This is a genomic window from Terriglobia bacterium (assembly GCA_020072785.1).
Lineage (GTDB): Bacteria > Acidobacteriota > Terriglobia > Acidiferrales > UBA7541 > Acidiferrum.
The window spans coordinates 151,446-165,928 of sequence record JAIQGG010000006.1 but is presented as its reverse complement, the minus strand read 5'-3'; the positions used below and the strand labels follow the sequence as shown (position 1 = coordinate 165,928).

Annotated in this window: 14 protein-coding genes; 3 read left to right on the top strand and 11 right to left on the bottom strand. The window is 65.8% G+C overall.

From position 1 onward, the window contains the following. Nucleotides 1–49 precede the first annotated feature (49 nt). Entirely contained in the window at nt 50–1,252 is a 1,203-nt protein-coding gene (locus LAN61_14280) for an efflux RND transporter periplasmic adaptor subunit (GenBank protein ID MBZ5541681.1), read from the top strand. After that, entirely contained in the window at nt 1,249–2,718 is a 1,470-nt protein-coding gene (locus LAN61_14275) for an efflux transporter outer membrane subunit (GenBank protein ID MBZ5541680.1), read from the top strand. Before LAN61_14280 ends, LAN61_14275 begins: the two co-directional genes overlap by 4 nt. A gap of 147 nt (nt 2,719–2,865) precedes the next feature. Here LAN61_14275 and ndhC read toward each other — a convergent pair whose 3' ends face one another. Then, a complete protein-coding gene (gene ndhC / locus LAN61_14270; GenBank protein ID MBZ5541679.1) occupies nt 2,866–3,225 on the bottom strand; it encodes an NADH-quinone oxidoreductase subunit A in 360 nt (119 codons plus the stop codon). A 92-nt stretch (nt 3,226–3,317) separates the two neighbouring features. Then, entirely contained in the window at nt 3,318–4,145 is an 828-nt protein-coding gene (proC, locus tag LAN61_14265; GenBank protein ID MBZ5541678.1) for a pyrroline-5-carboxylate reductase, read from the bottom strand. A 151-nt stretch (nt 4,146–4,296) separates the two neighbouring features. Here proC and LAN61_14260 point away from each other — a divergent pair, with 151 nt between their 5' ends. Then, nucleotides 4,297–6,072 carry a CocE/NonD family hydrolase gene (locus tag LAN61_14260; protein MBZ5541677.1) on the top strand — a complete coding sequence of 592 codons (1,776 nt, stop codon included), beginning with the start codon at nt 4,297–4,299 and terminating at the stop codon, nt 6,070–6,072. A 180-nt stretch (nt 6,073–6,252) separates the two neighbouring features. Here the strand turns inward: LAN61_14260 and LAN61_14255 are convergent, their stop codons facing one another. From LAN61_14255 to glgA, 9 genes are all read right to left on the bottom strand, one after another. Beyond that, nucleotides 6,253–6,729, bottom strand: coding sequence for a MogA/MoaB family molybdenum cofactor biosynthesis protein (locus LAN61_14255; protein ID MBZ5541676.1), 477 nt, complete (start codon nt 6,727–6,729; stop codon nt 6,253–6,255). Nucleotides 6,730–6,737: 8 nt separating this feature from the next. After that, the gene (locus tag LAN61_14250) at nt 6,738–7,496 is read right to left on the bottom strand and encodes a response regulator (GenBank protein MBZ5541675.1); all 759 of its coding nucleotides are present in this window, start codon (nt 7,494–7,496) and stop codon (nt 6,738–6,740) included. After that, nucleotides 7,493–7,999: a cyclic pyranopterin monophosphate synthase MoaC gene (gene moaC / locus LAN61_14245; GenBank protein ID MBZ5541674.1), complete on the bottom strand. Its 507-nt coding sequence runs from the start codon at nt 7,997–7,999 to the stop codon at nt 7,493–7,495. The genes LAN61_14250 and moaC overlap by 4 nt, the downstream gene beginning before the upstream one ends. A 168-nt stretch (nt 8,000–8,167) precedes the next feature. After that, nucleotides 8,168–9,379 (bottom strand): molybdopterin molybdotransferase MoeA, encoded by a 1,212-nt coding sequence (locus LAN61_14240; protein ID MBZ5541673.1) that lies wholly within the window; start codon nt 9,377–9,379, stop codon nt 8,168–8,170. Between the two features lie 91 nt (nt 9,380–9,470). Continuing rightward, nucleotides 9,471–10,769 carry an adenylosuccinate synthase gene (locus tag LAN61_14235; GenBank protein MBZ5541672.1) on the bottom strand — a complete coding sequence of 433 codons (1,299 nt, stop codon included), beginning with the start codon at nt 10,767–10,769 and terminating at the stop codon, nt 9,471–9,473. Nucleotides 10,770–10,922: 153 nt separating this feature from the next. Beyond that, nucleotides 10,923–11,504: a DNA-3-methyladenine glycosylase I gene (locus LAN61_14230; protein ID MBZ5541671.1), complete on the bottom strand. Its 582-nt coding sequence runs from the start codon at nt 11,502–11,504 to the stop codon at nt 10,923–10,925. 42 nt (nt 11,505–11,546) lie between these two features. Next, complete coding sequence (locus LAN61_14225; protein ID MBZ5541670.1) at nt 11,547–12,347, bottom strand: class I SAM-dependent methyltransferase; 801 nt, start codon at nt 12,345–12,347, stop codon at nt 11,547–11,549. A gap of 118 nt (nt 12,348–12,465) precedes the next feature. After that, a complete protein-coding gene (gene trxA / locus LAN61_14220) occupies nt 12,466–12,801 on the bottom strand; it encodes a thioredoxin (GenBank protein MBZ5541669.1) in 336 nt (111 codons plus the stop codon). A 48-nt stretch (nt 12,802–12,849) separates the two neighbouring features. Beyond that, nucleotides 12,850–14,334, bottom strand: coding sequence for a glycogen synthase GlgA (glgA, locus tag LAN61_14215; GenBank protein MBZ5541668.1), 1,485 nt, complete (start codon nt 14,332–14,334; stop codon nt 12,850–12,852). Nucleotides 14,335–14,483 lie beyond the last annotated feature (149 nt).

Below are 14,483 nucleotides of genomic sequence, written 5' to 3'. Positions count from 1 at the left end.
GCCCATGGCGCAGATGCACACACTTTCGCGAGGTTTGGGGACACAGGAAATGAATCAGGGTTTTCGCAGACATGCTTCTTCCGGGAGTCAGGCCGGCGCCGGACGCCTGCTCACCGTGGCTATCGCCGCGCTGCTCCTGCTCGCCGTTGCCGGCGCCTTCCGCCTGTTGCAGCGCCGCTCGGAATTCCGGGCCCTGGCCAAAGAAACGGAAACCCTGGCCATCCCCACCGTCGCCGTCACCCACGCCACGGCGCAAGCCGGACAGGAAGACCTCGTTCTTCCCGGCAACCTGCAGGCTTACGTCGAGTCGCCCATCTATGCCCGCACCAACGGCTACCTCCAGCGCTGGTACCACGACATCGGCAGCCGGGTGAAGCAGGGCGCGCGCCTCGCCGATATCGAAACCCCGGAAATCGATCAGGAGCTCTCGCAGGCCCGCGCCGCGCGCCAGGAGATCGCCGCCAACCTCGAGCTCGCCAAGTCCTCCGCCGAGCGCTGGGCCGGCTTGCGCAAATCCGACTCCGTCTCCCAGCAGGAAGCTGACGAGCGCGCCAGCCACTACACCCAGATACAGGCCAGCCTCGCCGCCGCAGACGCCAACGTCCGCCGCCTACAGGATATGGAGTCCTTCGGGCACATCGACGCTCCTTTCAGCGGGGTGATCACCCGCCGCAACGTCGACGTGGGCACGCTGATCAACGCCGGCAACACCGGCACGCGCCAGGAGCTCTTCTACCTCGCGCAGATCGATCCCATCCGCGTCTACCTTTCCGTTCCGGAGGTGGAAGCCGCCTCCATTCGCACCGGGCTCGCCGCCTGGCTGGAGCTCGCGCAGTTTCCCGGGCAGCGCTTCGAAGGCCGCGTCGTGCGCACCGCCAACGCCATCGACCAGGCATCCCGCACCCTGCTCACCGAAGTGGACGTTCCCAACCACCAGGGCCAGCTGCTCCCCGGCGGCTACGCTCAGGTCCACCTGCAGGTGCGCGCCGCCAGCACCCGCCTGCAAGTTCCCGTTAACGCCCTGCTCTTCCGCTCCGAGGGCCTCCGCGCCGTCACCGTCGACGCCCAGCATCGCGTCCATCTCCGCCCGCTCGTCATCGGCCGCGACTACGGCACCTCCCTCGAAATCCTGCAGGGCCTTTCCAAGGACGACTGGATCGTCCTCAATCCTCCGGACTCGCTCGAAGACGGCCAGGAAGTGCGCACCAGGGAACTCCCACAACAGCCCGCACCCGCCGGAGCGCGCCGGTGAGCGCTCGCCTCGCTCTCCTCCCTGGCCTTCTCGCTCTCGCACTCTCCGGCTGCACGACGGGACCGAAATACCAGCGCGCCGCCGTGCCCGTTCCCCCGCAGTGGCAAGCGCCGCAACCCTGGCGCCCGGGCGCTCCCAAGGACGCCATTCCCAAAGGGGAGTGGTGGAAAGTGTTTCAGGATGCGGAGCTCAACGCCCTGGAAACCAAAGCGCTCGCCGCCAACGAAACTTTGCACTCCGCTGCCGCGCGCTACGAACAGGCCCGCGCGCTCACCACCCTCGCCCTTTCCTCGCTCTACCCCCAGATGGGCGTCGCGCCCCTCGCCGAGCGCCAGCGCCTCTCCGGCAACCGCCCGCGCAACACCAGCCAGCAAAACCTCATCCCCATCTCGCAGAACAACGTCCTGCTGCCCTTTACCGTCAGCTACGAAGCCGACCTCTTCGGCCACCGACGCCGCAGCATCGAAGCCTCGCAGGCCGCCCTGCAGGAATCCGCCGCGGATCTCGAAAACGTCCGCCTGGTCATCACCGCCGAGCTGGCCGCCGATTACTACTCGCTCCGCCGCCTCGATTCCGAGCTGACCATTCTCCAGCGCACCATCGCATCGCTGGAAAAGGGCCTGCAACTCGTTCGCGCCCGCCACGACGGCGGCATCGCCTCCGGCCTCGACGTGGCCCAGGAAGAAACCCTCCTCGAATCCACCCGCACCCAGGCTACCCTTCTCGTGCAGAACCGCGACGAATTCGAAAACGCCCTGGCCGTCCTTACCGGCGCCCCCGCCCCGGAATTTCATCTGCCCGCGCAAGAACTGGCTATCGCCCCGCCATCCCTCGACACCGGCCTCCCCTCCGACCTGCTGGAGCGCCGCACCGACGTGGCCTCCGCCGAGCGCCGCATGGCCCGCGCCAACGCCCAGATCGGCGTGGCCCGCAGCGCCTACTTCCCCTCGCTCAATCTCTTCGCCAACGGCGGCTGGCAGACCGCCGACGTCGCCAAGCTCCTCAATGTCTCCAGCACGTTCTGGGCTCTCGGCGCCACCGCCGCCGAGGCCATTTTCACCGGCGGCGCCCGCCGCGCCCAGGTGCAATACGCCAAATCCGGCTACGATGCGGCCGTCGCCGACTACCGCGAGACCGTCCTCAACTCTTTCCGCGAAGTCGAAGACGATCTCTCCGGCCTGCGCGTCCTCAACGACGCCACGGAAACCCAGGCGCGCGCCGTGGCCGCCGCGCGCCGTGCCTTGGACATCGCCACCAGCCGCTACACCGGCGGCCTGGTCAGCTACCTCGACGTCGTCTCCGCGCAGCAGACCCTGCTGAACAGCGAGCGCCAGGCCGCCCAGCTGCAGGGCGAGCGCCTGGTCACCTCCGTCCTGCTGGTGAAAGCCCTCGGCGGCGGCTGGGACGCCGGGAGCCTCGCCTCCGCGCAGATCAAGCCCGCCGTCAGAACCGCCCTTCAGCCCTGACCCACAACTTGTAACGGACCCTGTAGCGCAGGGCGCAGCCCTGCGGCCTTTTCCGCTCTTCGAATTTCGCTTCTAGAAGTAGGACGGCACGTCACCGTGTCCGCTTAGGAAGGAAGAAGAAGCCGCACCAGCCGCCGGGAACGCACCCTACACCCACTCCAGCGCGCCCTTCTTGTACAACCACACGTAACCAACGAGGAGGATCCCCAGGAACACAAACATGGAAACCAGCCCCAGCATTCCAAGGGCCTTGAACTGGATGGCCCACGGAAACAGGAACATCGTCTCCACGTCAAAAATCACGAAGAGCATCGCGATAATGTAAAAGCGCACCGAATAGCGCCCGCGCGATCCGCCCTCGGGCAGCACGCCGCACTCATACGGCTTCAGCTTGTCCCCCACCGCTCGCGCCTCGGGCCGGATGAACTTGAACAGCAGCAGCGTCACCGCCGGAAAGGCCGCCACCAGCACCGCGAAGATCAGCACCGGAATGTATGCACTGGGCATAAGTCTCTCTCTGCTTCCTGCCTGCGCCGCATCCTACCACACCCGCCCGTGCCCGGGGCATTTACGCGGGCACGGCCACAACCCGGTTGGCTCTACTTTTCGAACAGCAGCTCTCCCGCGCGGTGCGTGGCCTTCACCACCGCCTTGATCAGCGTCACCCGCAGCTTGCCTTCTTCCAGCTCCAGGATTCCGTCGATGGTGCAGCCCGCCGGCGTCGTCACCGCGTCCTTCAGTTGCGCCGGGTGCTCGCCCGTCTCCAGCACCACGCTGGCCGCACCCTTCATGGTCTGGGCCGCCAGCAGCGTGGCCACGTCTCGCGGCAGGCCCACCTTCACCCCCGCCTCCGCCAGCGACTCCAGAATGATGTAGGCAAACGCCGGCCCGCTGGCCGACAGCCCGGTCACCGCATCCATGTGCTTCTCGTCCACCACCACGGTGCGCCCCACCGCTTCGAACATCGCCCGCGCCGTCTCCAGGTCCTCCGCCGTCGCGTGCGACCCGCGGCAGATGCCGGTCATCCCGCAACCCACGGTCGAGCAGGTATTGGGCATCGCCCGCACCACGGGAATTTTCCCGCCCAGGTGCCTTTCCATGTAGCTCGTTGGCACCGATGCGGCCACCGAGATCACCAGCGTCTTCGGCCCCAGCTTCGGCCGGATCTCCTTGAGCACTTCGCCCACCACCTGCGGCTTCACGCACAGCAACACGATCTCCGCGCCCTGCACCGCTTTGCGGTTGTCCGTGCTCACCGCCACGCCCAGTTCTTTGCCGAGCGCCGCCGCCTTCTCCCCGTGGTGCACCGTCGCGGTCACGTGCCTGGGCGCAAACAGCCCTTGCTTCAGATACGCGCGCAACAGGATTCCGCCCAGCTTGCCTGCGCCCAGCACCGCCAGTTTCCGTTCCGAAAGTTTTTTGGCCATGATACAACTATTCTTGACGACGGCGGCACGAACGTCAATCAACCTTTTTGGCTCCGATCCTTTCTCCCGCGGGCATTTCTCCTCCTCTTCTAGTACAATCTGCCGCGTGGCCGGCTGCCCCACGATGCATTTCCGGAGGACTTTCCCCGCCATGCGCAGACTTCTCTATCTCACCGGCGTACTCCTCTTCGCCGCCATCCTCCCTCTCACCCCGCGCGCCCAGCAGCCTTCCGCGCTGCCAGGCGCCGCCGTCGTCACCAGAGACGTCCCCGTCCCCATGCGCGACGCCGTCATCCTCCGGGCCGACCTCCTCCTCCCCCAGGCCGCCGGGAAATTCCCCGTCCTCGTTTATCGCACCCCTTACGGCAAAGAAGCCGCGCTCGCCGAATACTCCACCTTTTCCAAAGCCGTCGCCCGCGGCTACGCTGTCGTCGTCCAGGACGTCCGCGGGCGCTACGCCTCCGGCGGCGAATTCCGCGCCTACCAGAACGAAGGGCGCGACGGCTACGACACCATCGAGTGGGCCGCACGCCAGCCCTGGTCCGACGGCAACATCGGCACCTTCGGTCTCTCCTATCCCGGCGCCGTGCAGTGGCTCGCCGCCGTCGAGAACCCTCCACACCTCAAAGCCATGGTTCCCGCCATGACCTTCTCCACCCCGCGCAATTTCTTCTATTCCGGCGGCGTCTTCGACTGCTCCTGGCTCGACTGGATCTGGCTGAACATCGCTCCCGACGCCCGCCGCCGCAAAAATCTCCCCGGCGATCGCACTCGCGACGAGGCCGCCGCCTCCTGGAAGCGTGAAGCCCCGCGCCTGCAGGGTTTCCTGCCTCTGCGCGACCTCCCCGACTTCAAGGACGCCGCGCCCTTCTATTACGACTGGCTCGCCCACCCGCCCGCCGATCCCTGGTGGGATTGGGCCGAGTTGCGCACCAAATACTCCCGCGTCACAGCCGCCGTGCTCAACCTCTCCGGCTGGTACGACGAGGCCTACGGCCCCGACGGCGCCACCACCAATTTCAACGGCCTGCGCGCCGCCCGCCGCGCCGGGAAAAATCCCCGCACCCGCACCATCATCGGCGCCTGGACGCATGGCGGCCAGGAAAAGTCGAAAGCCGGCGACGTCGGCTTCGGCCCTGGCGCCGCCATCGACTACGACGAACTGATTCTCCGCTGGATGGACCACTACCTCCGGGGCATCGCTAACGGAACGGATACCGAAAAGCCCGTGCGTCTTTTCATCATGGGCGAAAATGCCTGGCGCGACGAAGACGCCTGGCCCCTCGCCCGCGCTCATTCCCGGCCCCTCTATCTCGCCGCGGATTCCACCGCCGCACGCGCCGGGCAATTGCGTCCCGCTCCGCCGAAATCCTCCGCCGCCTACAGCGAATTCCGCTCCGACCCCGCGCACCCCGTCACCGACCCCTACGACTCCTTCGGCGCCCACGACTACCGCTCGCTCGCCGGCCGCGACGACGTCCTCGTCTTCGACTCCACGCCGCTCCCCGCCGACACCGAAGTCACCGGCCCCATCCGCGCCGAAATGTTCCTCTCCGCCGACGTTCCCGACCTCGACCTGTGGGTCCGCGTTCTTGATGTCGCCCCCGACGGCTCCGCCTGGAACCTCATGAGCCCCGGCCTCGACGTCCTCCGCGCCAGCTCCCGCAACAACACCCGGCAGCCTCAACTCCTCGTTCCCGGCCGCCCTTACCGCCTGGTCCTCGACCGCATGCTCACCAGCAACCTCTTCCGCGCCGGCCACCGCATCCGCGTGCAGATCTCCGCCGCCTTCCACCCCCATTTCTCCCGCAACCTGCAAACCGGCGAATCGGAGATGACCTCCGCCCGTTCGCGACTCGGCCACATCCGCATCCTCCACGACCCCCGCCACCCCTCCCGCATCGTTTTCCCCATCGTTCCCCGCTGACATCTTCAATAAGAATGGCTGCGCCGTCCTGCCTGCTGCCTCACAAATTTCTAATGAGCGGCTTCGTCATTCCCCGGCCGTATCGGCTCGCGAAGTCGGGGAATCTCTCTTCGTTCGCCGATGAAACGAACCCACTCTGTTCGGAACAAGAATCAATCTGTGCTTTGGAGGGAAAGGGTCCTACTCGTGGCGGGCGCCGCGCACTACCTTGGCGCAGTGCGGCAGCAAATCGGCAATAGCGGCCAGCGACTCCACCGCTCCCTTCGGGCTTCCCGGCAGGTTCACGATCAGCGTGGTGCCGCGCACCCCGGCCACCGAGCGCGACAGCACCGCCCGCGGCGTGGACTGCACGCCCCGGCGCCGCATCTCTTCCGCCAGTCCCGGGATCAGCCGCTGGCACAGCGCCGTGGTCGCTTCCGGCGTCAGATCGCGCGGCCCAATGCCAGTTCCCCCGGTGGTCAAGAGCACGTCATACGCGCCGGAGTCCGCCCACTCGCGCAGCCGCCCTTCAATCTGTTCCCGCTCGTCCGGCACCACCGCGCTTACCCCCACGGTCCACAGCCGCGCGCGGCAGAAATCGCCCACGGCCGGCCCGGAGCGGTCTTCGTACTCGCCGCGGCTCACCGAATCGCTCACTGTAAGGACGGCTACTCGCATGGGAGGGGTTACTGCGTTTCGACCGCGTCGCGGTTGGCTTCGTCCATCAGCCGCATCGCTTCCATCAGGAGGCCCGTGGTGTTTTTCGTGGTGGTGGTCCGCGTCGAAGCATTCGCCGCGTTGAAATCGATTTCGAATTCGCCGGCGGTCCACAGGATGACCTTGTAGGCCGCCTCGTCGCCCTCCAGAGCCCCCAGCTTCGCGTCGTTGCACTGCCCGTTCGCGAAGTACATCTCCCCCTGCTCATTCCCGCGGCGCACCAGCAGCCGGCAGGACTTCGCGCCGATTTCCAGCGACTGCATCAGGTCGATGATGCTCATCTCTTCCAGCCGCCCTTGGATCACACCCGGCCGTGACGCCCGTTTCTGCAATTTCTCCAGGTGCAGCCGGTCCACCACCTTCTTCGCGATGCGCACCAGGTCCTTCACGAAAAACGGTTTGGGGATGAACTCCTCGACGCCCTCCACCAGCGGCCGCAGCTTCTCTTCGATATCCGCGCGGCTGGCGATGAACAGAAATGGTATCTGCCGCGTCTGCTCCCGCGCCCGCAGCTTCTCGTAGAGTTGCCGCCCGTCCAGCCCCGGCATCTTGTAATCGCAGAGAATCACGTCCGGCGGGGAATCCACGATCTTCAGCAGCGCGTCGCCCCCGTCCTTCGCGGCGGTCACTTCGCAGTGCGGCTCGAGGCCCTTGACGATCAGCTCCAGCACCAGCGGATTGTCCTCCGCCACCAGCAGCCGTACCGTTGTGGACCCCGCCGCGCTCATCGCTTTCCGCTCCTCGCGCCCTTCGCCTCTGGCCTCTTCCGCAAATACGGCCCGCTCTTCCCGCCCGTCTTCTCGACCAGAAAGATCTCCCGGATTTCCATGCTCTTATCGAGAGCTTTGCACATGTCGTAGACCGTGAGGGCTGCGGCGGAGACCGCGACCAGCGCTTCCATCTCCACGCCCGTCTGGGCCGTGGCTGTCACCCGGGAGCGAAGTTCCACGCCATTCTGGCATAGCCGCGCAGTCACATCAATCCGCGTGAGGGGCAGAGGGTGACAAAGAGGTATCCACTCCGCTGTGCGCTTGGCCGCCGCGATTCCCGCAATCCGCGCGATCTCCAGCGGATTGCCCTTGGGGTTCCGCAACCGCCGTACCTCCCGCACCACCCGCGGCGCCATCTTCACAAACCCCTGCGCCACTGCCGTCCGCGACGTCACCGCTTTCCCCGTCACGTCCACCATGCGCACTTCCCCGCTCTTCCCGTAATGCGTCAGTTTGCTCATCTCACCAGGACCGGCATTCCTGCCTGTCTTCTTCGCCCCTCTCTTCTACCTGTTCCACTGCCGGCCGAATTTCGAATTTCGAGTTTCGTATTTCGCGTTTCGAATTTCGTATTTCGAATTTCCTATTTCGAGTTTCGCATTTCGTATTTCGAATTTCGTCTCGCCCCATCAGAGCACATCCCGCCGCGGCAACACCACCCCCCACTCCCCCGCCGCCAGCTCGCCTTGGTCGCCATCCACCACCAGAAAGCAGTTGGCGCGCCCCAGCGCCGCCACATCCCCCGACCCTTTCCAGTGCAACTCCCGCACTACCGCTTCTCCGCTGCTCCACTCCAGCCGCGCAGGCAGAAAATGCGTCAGCGCATTCTTCTGCCGCACCGCCTCGCCCAGGCGCGCCCGCAGCAGGGGCAGTTCCCGCGCCTCCATCCCGCTCAAGAGGTCCACCGCCGCCGTCGCGAACAGCTCAAAGGTCACCATCGTGGACACCGGATTCCCCGGCAGCCCGAACACCGGCTTGCCCTGGCAGATTGCGAACACCGCCGGCTTGCCGGGCCGGATGGCCACCGCATCGAAGAAGAATTCCGCCCCCAGTTCGCGCAGCACCGGCTCCACCAGATCATACTTCCCCATGGACACCCCGCCCGAAAGTACCAGCACATCCGCCTGCAACCCCTCCTCGATGTGCGAGCGCAGCACCTCCATGCGGTCCGGCGCGTTGCCCAGTTCCACCGGTTCGCCACCCGCGATGCGCACCTGCGCCGCCAGCGAAAGGCTGTTGCTGTTGCGGATCTGAAACGCTCCGGGCGTATCCTCCATCGCCACCACTTCGTCACCCGTGGAAAGGATGGCCACCCGCGGCTTCCGGTGCACCGCCACCTCGCAGGCCCCCGCCTGCGCCGCCAGCCCGATCTCCGCAAAGCCCAGCCGCTGCCCCGCCCGCAGGAGGATCGCCCCCGCGCTGGCCTCGCTGCCCCGCGGCACGATGTTCTGCCCCGCCACCGCCGCGCGCGCAAACTTCACGCGCTCGCCCTCGCGCGACGTGTGCTCGACCATCACCACGGCATCCGCCCCCGGCGGCACACCCGCTCCGGTCATGATTTGCACGCAGCTCCCCGGCACCAGCGGTACCAGCGACGCATCGCCCGCCTTCCATTCCCCGAAGCACGGCAGCGCCGCTCCCGGCTGGGCCTCCGCCGCGCGCACCGCATACCCGTCGCGCGTCGCCCGGTCAAACGGCGGATACTCCCGGTCCGCCGCCACGCTCTCCGCCAGCACATACCCCAGCGCCTCGCGCAGCGCGCGGCGCTCCGCCCCCGTCGTCTTCCGCAGCGCGGAGACTTCGCGAATCACCAGCTGCCGCGCCTGTTGGTAGGAAATCATGGCTTGCATGAAAATATGGCGGGCTCCGCCCGCCATCCGTTCCTTCATAGTGGCGGTTTTATCCCGCCATCCGCTCCTGGCTGCCTGCCCTTCACAACCACGAGGCAAACAGCGTCCCGGCGGGAATGATGGTCGCGTCGCGCTCCGGCCCCGTCGAGATCATCCCGATCTCCACTTGCAGAAACTCCCCGATGAACTGCAGATAATCCAGGGCCGCCTTCGGCAGCTTTCCCCCGTCGCGCGCGCCGTACGTGGACTCGCGCCACCCGGGCATGGCCTTGTATTCCGGCGTCACGTGGGCGAACTCCTCCGCCGAGGCCGGCATCTCCCGCAGCGGCGTCCCCTTGTACTTGTACCCGGTGCACACCTGAATCTCGCTTTGCGTATCGAAAACGTCCAGCTTGGTGATCACCAGCGAATCCATCCCGTTGATCATCTTCGCGTAGCGCAGCACCACCAGGTCCAGCCACCCGCAGCGCCGCGGACGCCCGGTCACCGCTCCGTACTCCTTGCCCCGGTCCCGCACTTCCTTCGCGTCCAGGTCCGGCATCTCCGTGGGGAACGGCCCGCCGCCCACGCGCGTCGTATAGGCCTTCGAGACGTTCAGCACCGCCTTGATCTTCGTCGGCGCCACACCCAGCCCCGTGCTGGCCCCGCCCGACGTCGCATTCGACGACGTCACGTACGGATAGGTTCCGTGATCGATGTCCAGCATCGTCCCCTGGGCGCCCTCGAACAGCACCGACTTCCCGGAATCCAGCGCCCCGTTCAGCAATGCCGAGGTGTCCGTGATGTACCCGCGGATCTTCTCGCCCATCTGCAGCGTCTCTTCGATAGCCCCGCTGAAATTCAGCGCCACGCCGTAAGCGCCCTTGGCCAGCGCGTTCTTTTCCGCGATCACCCGCTGCGCCTTCTCCCGGAACAATTGCGCATCCAGCAGGTCGCACACGCGCAGCCCGCGCCGCGCCATCTTGTCCTCGTACGCCGGACCAATCCCCCGCGACGTCGTGCCGATCTTGTTCTCGCCCCGCGCGGTCTCCGCCGCTTTGTCCAGCTCCCGGTGATACGGGAAAATCAGGTGCGCGCGGTTGCTCACGTGCAGCCGCCCGTTCACATCGATCCCGGCCTTCGCCAGCGTCTCGATCTCATTCACCAGCGCTCCCGGGTCCACCACCACACCCGTCCCGATCACCGCCTGCTGCTGTGGCCGCAAAATTCCGCACGGAATCAATTGCAGCACGAAGCGCTGCCCGTCAAAAATGACCGTATGCCCGGCGTTGTGCCCGCCCGCGCAGCGCGCGATGTAATCAAACGACGCGGCCAGGTAGTCCACCACCTTGCCTTTGCCCTCGTCTCCCCACTGCGCGCCTACCACCACGACCGATTTCATCCTTGGCCTCTCGAACCACTCGCACCCTTCCCCTTCAACTCTGCACTCCAGGGAAACTTCAGGTGGGAATCCTCGCAAAAACTGCAGAAACAGCATCCTACGCCCGCCCCGCCGCCAACGCAAGCAAGCGGTACCCGCGGCGTGACGCCGGCCCTACCGGGAAACTTCCCGATACCGGAAACAATTCACCAGGTGGTCGTTCACCATCCCCGTCGCCTGCATGTGCGCATAGCAGATCGTTGAGCCCACGAACGCGAACCCCCGCTTCTTCAGATCCTTGCTCAGCGCATCGGATTCCGCCGTCTTCGCCGGCACCTGCTGCAGCGTCTTCCACGCGTTCTGCTTCGGCCGCCCGCCCACAAACCGCCAGATGTAGGCGTCAAACGTCCCAAACTCCTCCTGCACCTTCAAAAACGCCCGCGCATTCCCGATCGCCGCCGCAATCTTCATGCGGTTGCGGATGATCCCGGCGTCCTTCAGCAGCGCCTGCACCTTGGACTTGCCGTACCGCGCCACGCGCTCCGCATCGAAGCCGTCAAGCACTTCCCGGTAGCGCTCGCGCTTGCGCAGGATCGTGTCCCAGCTCAGCCCCGCCTGCGCCCCCTCCAGGATGAGGAACTCGAACAGTGCCCGGTCGTCGTGCAGCGGCACACCCCACTCTTCGTCGTGGTAGGGAATGTTCAGCGCATTCTTCGCCCAGGGACAGCGAATCACCGGCTTTTCGGACACACTCATCATCACCACCTAAAACAAGCGGGCAAAAGCTTTCCGTATCGGCTACTGCTTGATGGAGTGGATAATAATTGTGTTCCCGCCGAGCAGCACCGCATCGGACGCCAGCTCTTCCGTCCAGCGATCCTTGCGCCGCGCTTCCGGCGTCAGCTTCGCCAGCAGACGGATGAACGCCACGATCGGCCAGTACAGCCACTGGTTGGCCTTCTTGCGGTCCCGGTAGACGCTCTGAATCGCAAACCCGTTCTTTTCCAGGTAGTAGCGGATCTCGTTGTAGCCGATGGGATTCGCGTGCACCGCGATTTCATCCTTCCCGGCATAGTCAAAATTGATCTTCGTCTTCGACTGGTCGGAGAGCGGCTTGAAATGCGACGTATACCCGAAGAGCAGCCACTTCAATCGCTCCTCGATATTCATGATGTTCGGCACGCTGAGGATCAGGTGCCCGCCCGGCTTCAGCAGCCTCTGGTATTCCCGGAAGGCGTTCGGCGGCGAGTCGATATGCTCCAGCCCGTCCAGCGAGGCGATGTAATCGAACGATTCCGAGGCGTACGGCAGCGTCCCCGAGAGGTCCCCGCGCTTGATCTCCACCCCGTCCAGCCGGAACAGCTCGGAATAGAGGTCGCAGCTGCGCACCTCAAACCCCGCGGCCACCAGGCGCTCCGCCAGCGCGCCTTCGCCCGCCGGGCAGTCCAGGATTCTTCCCCGCGGCATCGGCTCCAGGATCTGCATCACCGTGGAGTGCAGCCCCGGCCGCGACATCGCCTGCGGGCCGCGCTCCCCAGCCAGCATCGGCGGGTGCGAGGGTGGTTTTATCTTTCGTGTAGCCGGTTCCGCTGTCGCCATTTTTCCTGATGGGGCGCAATCTATCCCGGCAAAGCCGGAAGTCCGCCCTCCCTCTTGCTCCCTGTGACGGCGGGCATGTCCCGCCGGCCTCTCGCTACTGCCGCATCCGCCGGCTGCCTTACCCCAGATGCCGGTCCAGCGTCTTGGTGATCTGATCCTTGGGCACCGCGCCCACAATCTGGTCCACCACCTGCCCATCCTTGAACACCAGCAGCGTCGGAATCCCGCGGATGTTGAAGCGCCCCGCCGAATTCATCGCCTCGTCCACGTTCAGCTTGGTCACCTTCACCTTGCCCGCGTAGTCGTGGGCCACTTCCGCCACCGTGGGCGCCAGCATCTTGCACGGCCGGCACCATTCCGCCCAGAAGTCCACCACCACCGGCTGCGTCTTGCTCGCCGCGATCACCTCGGCTTCGAAATTTCCGTCGTTCACTGCCAGAACGTTTTCTGCCATGTTCGTTATCCTCGATGGGTTGCCGTAAGCGACCCCGTTTTTTTCCTTCTACTTGGATGTTGCCGATGAAATTTGGTTTCGTGCCGGCTGTCCGGATCCGCGCAGCCTTCGTGCCGCCTCGTACAGCTTCGCATATTCCGCGGCCGAGGCCTTCCACGAAAAATCCCGGGCCATGCCGTTCAGCTGGATGCGCCGCCAGATGCGCTCATCCGCGTGCGCCTCCAGCGCGCGCCGCAGGCACTCCAGCATCGCCGCTCCCGTGTACTCCGCGAACTTGAACCCCGTCCCCGTCCCGTGCTCCAGGTCAAACTCCTCAATGGTATCATCCAGCCCGCCTGTTGCGCGCACTACCGGCACCGTCCCGTAGCGCAGGCTGTAGATCTGGTTCAGCCCGCACGGCTCGTAGTGCGACGGCATCAGGAAAATATCCGCCCCGGCCTCGATCTTGTGCGCCAGCGCGTTGTCGTAGGCGATCTTCACCCCGAACCGCCCCGGAAACTCCTTCGCCAGCTCCCGGAACAGCTTCTCGTAGCGCGCCTCGCCCGTCCCCAGCGCCACCACGGACACCTCTTCCTTCATCAATTCCTGCGCCTGCTCCGCGATCAGATCGAAGCCCTTCTGGCCCGCGAAGCGCGACACCATCCCGATCAGCGCCCGCTCCCCATCCTCCGCGCGCAGCCGGAAGATCTTCCGCAGCTCCTGCTTGCACGCCTGCTTGCCGCTCAGGTCCTGCGCCGAATATTTCGCCGCGAGGTGCTCGTCCGTCTCCGGATTCCACACCCCATAGTCCGCTCCGTTCAGTATCCCGCGCAGCCGCTCCCGCCGCTCCCGCACCACGCCGTCCAGCCCGTGCCCGTATTCCGCCGTCTGAATCTCCTCCGCGTATTTCCGGCTCACCGTCGTCAGGTAATCCGCATACACCAGCCCGCCTTTCAGCAGATTCACCTTGCCGTAGAACTCCAGTCCTCCCGGGTGATACACGCTTTCCGGTATCCCCGCATCTTGGATCGCCTCCCGGCCGCACTGCCCCTGATACCCGATGTTGTGGACCGTGAAGACCACCGGCAGATTCTTCACCTGCGGATCTTCCGCGTACTGCGAGCGCAGCAGCACCGGCACCAGCGCCGTCTGCCAGTCGTGGCAGTGCACCACATCCGCCGGCCACACCTGCTTCACGATCTCGATCGCCGCCCGGCTGAATTCCGCGAAGCGTTCCGCGTTGTCCGGATAATCCTTGCCGTGCTCCCCGTACAGATGCCCGCGGTCGAAGTACGCCGGATCGTCCACGAAAAAGTAGCGCACCCCGTGCTGCGTCCCGCCGTCTTCAATCACCGGAAAGCGCAGTTGCCCGCCCATCGGTATCGTCAGGCTGCGCAGCGCCGCCCCCGGCTTCGTTCCCCGGTAGCGCGGCAGCACCACCGCCACTTCGTGCCTCAGCTCCCCCAGCGCCTTGGGCAGCCCTTCGATGACGTCGGCAAGCCCACCGGTCTTCGAATACGGCAATCCTTCGCTGGCAACAAACAGAATTTTCATGGTCCGGTCCGCAACCGGCCTACGCTACCGGACCCCCGCCACCCCGTCAAGGCCGCCCATCCCGCCTTTTTCCGTGGAGTCGCACGCGCCTCCCCCGGCGCCGTAGGCGCGCCACACGTTAGCCCAGCGCGGAAGCGCTGGGTCCGGAG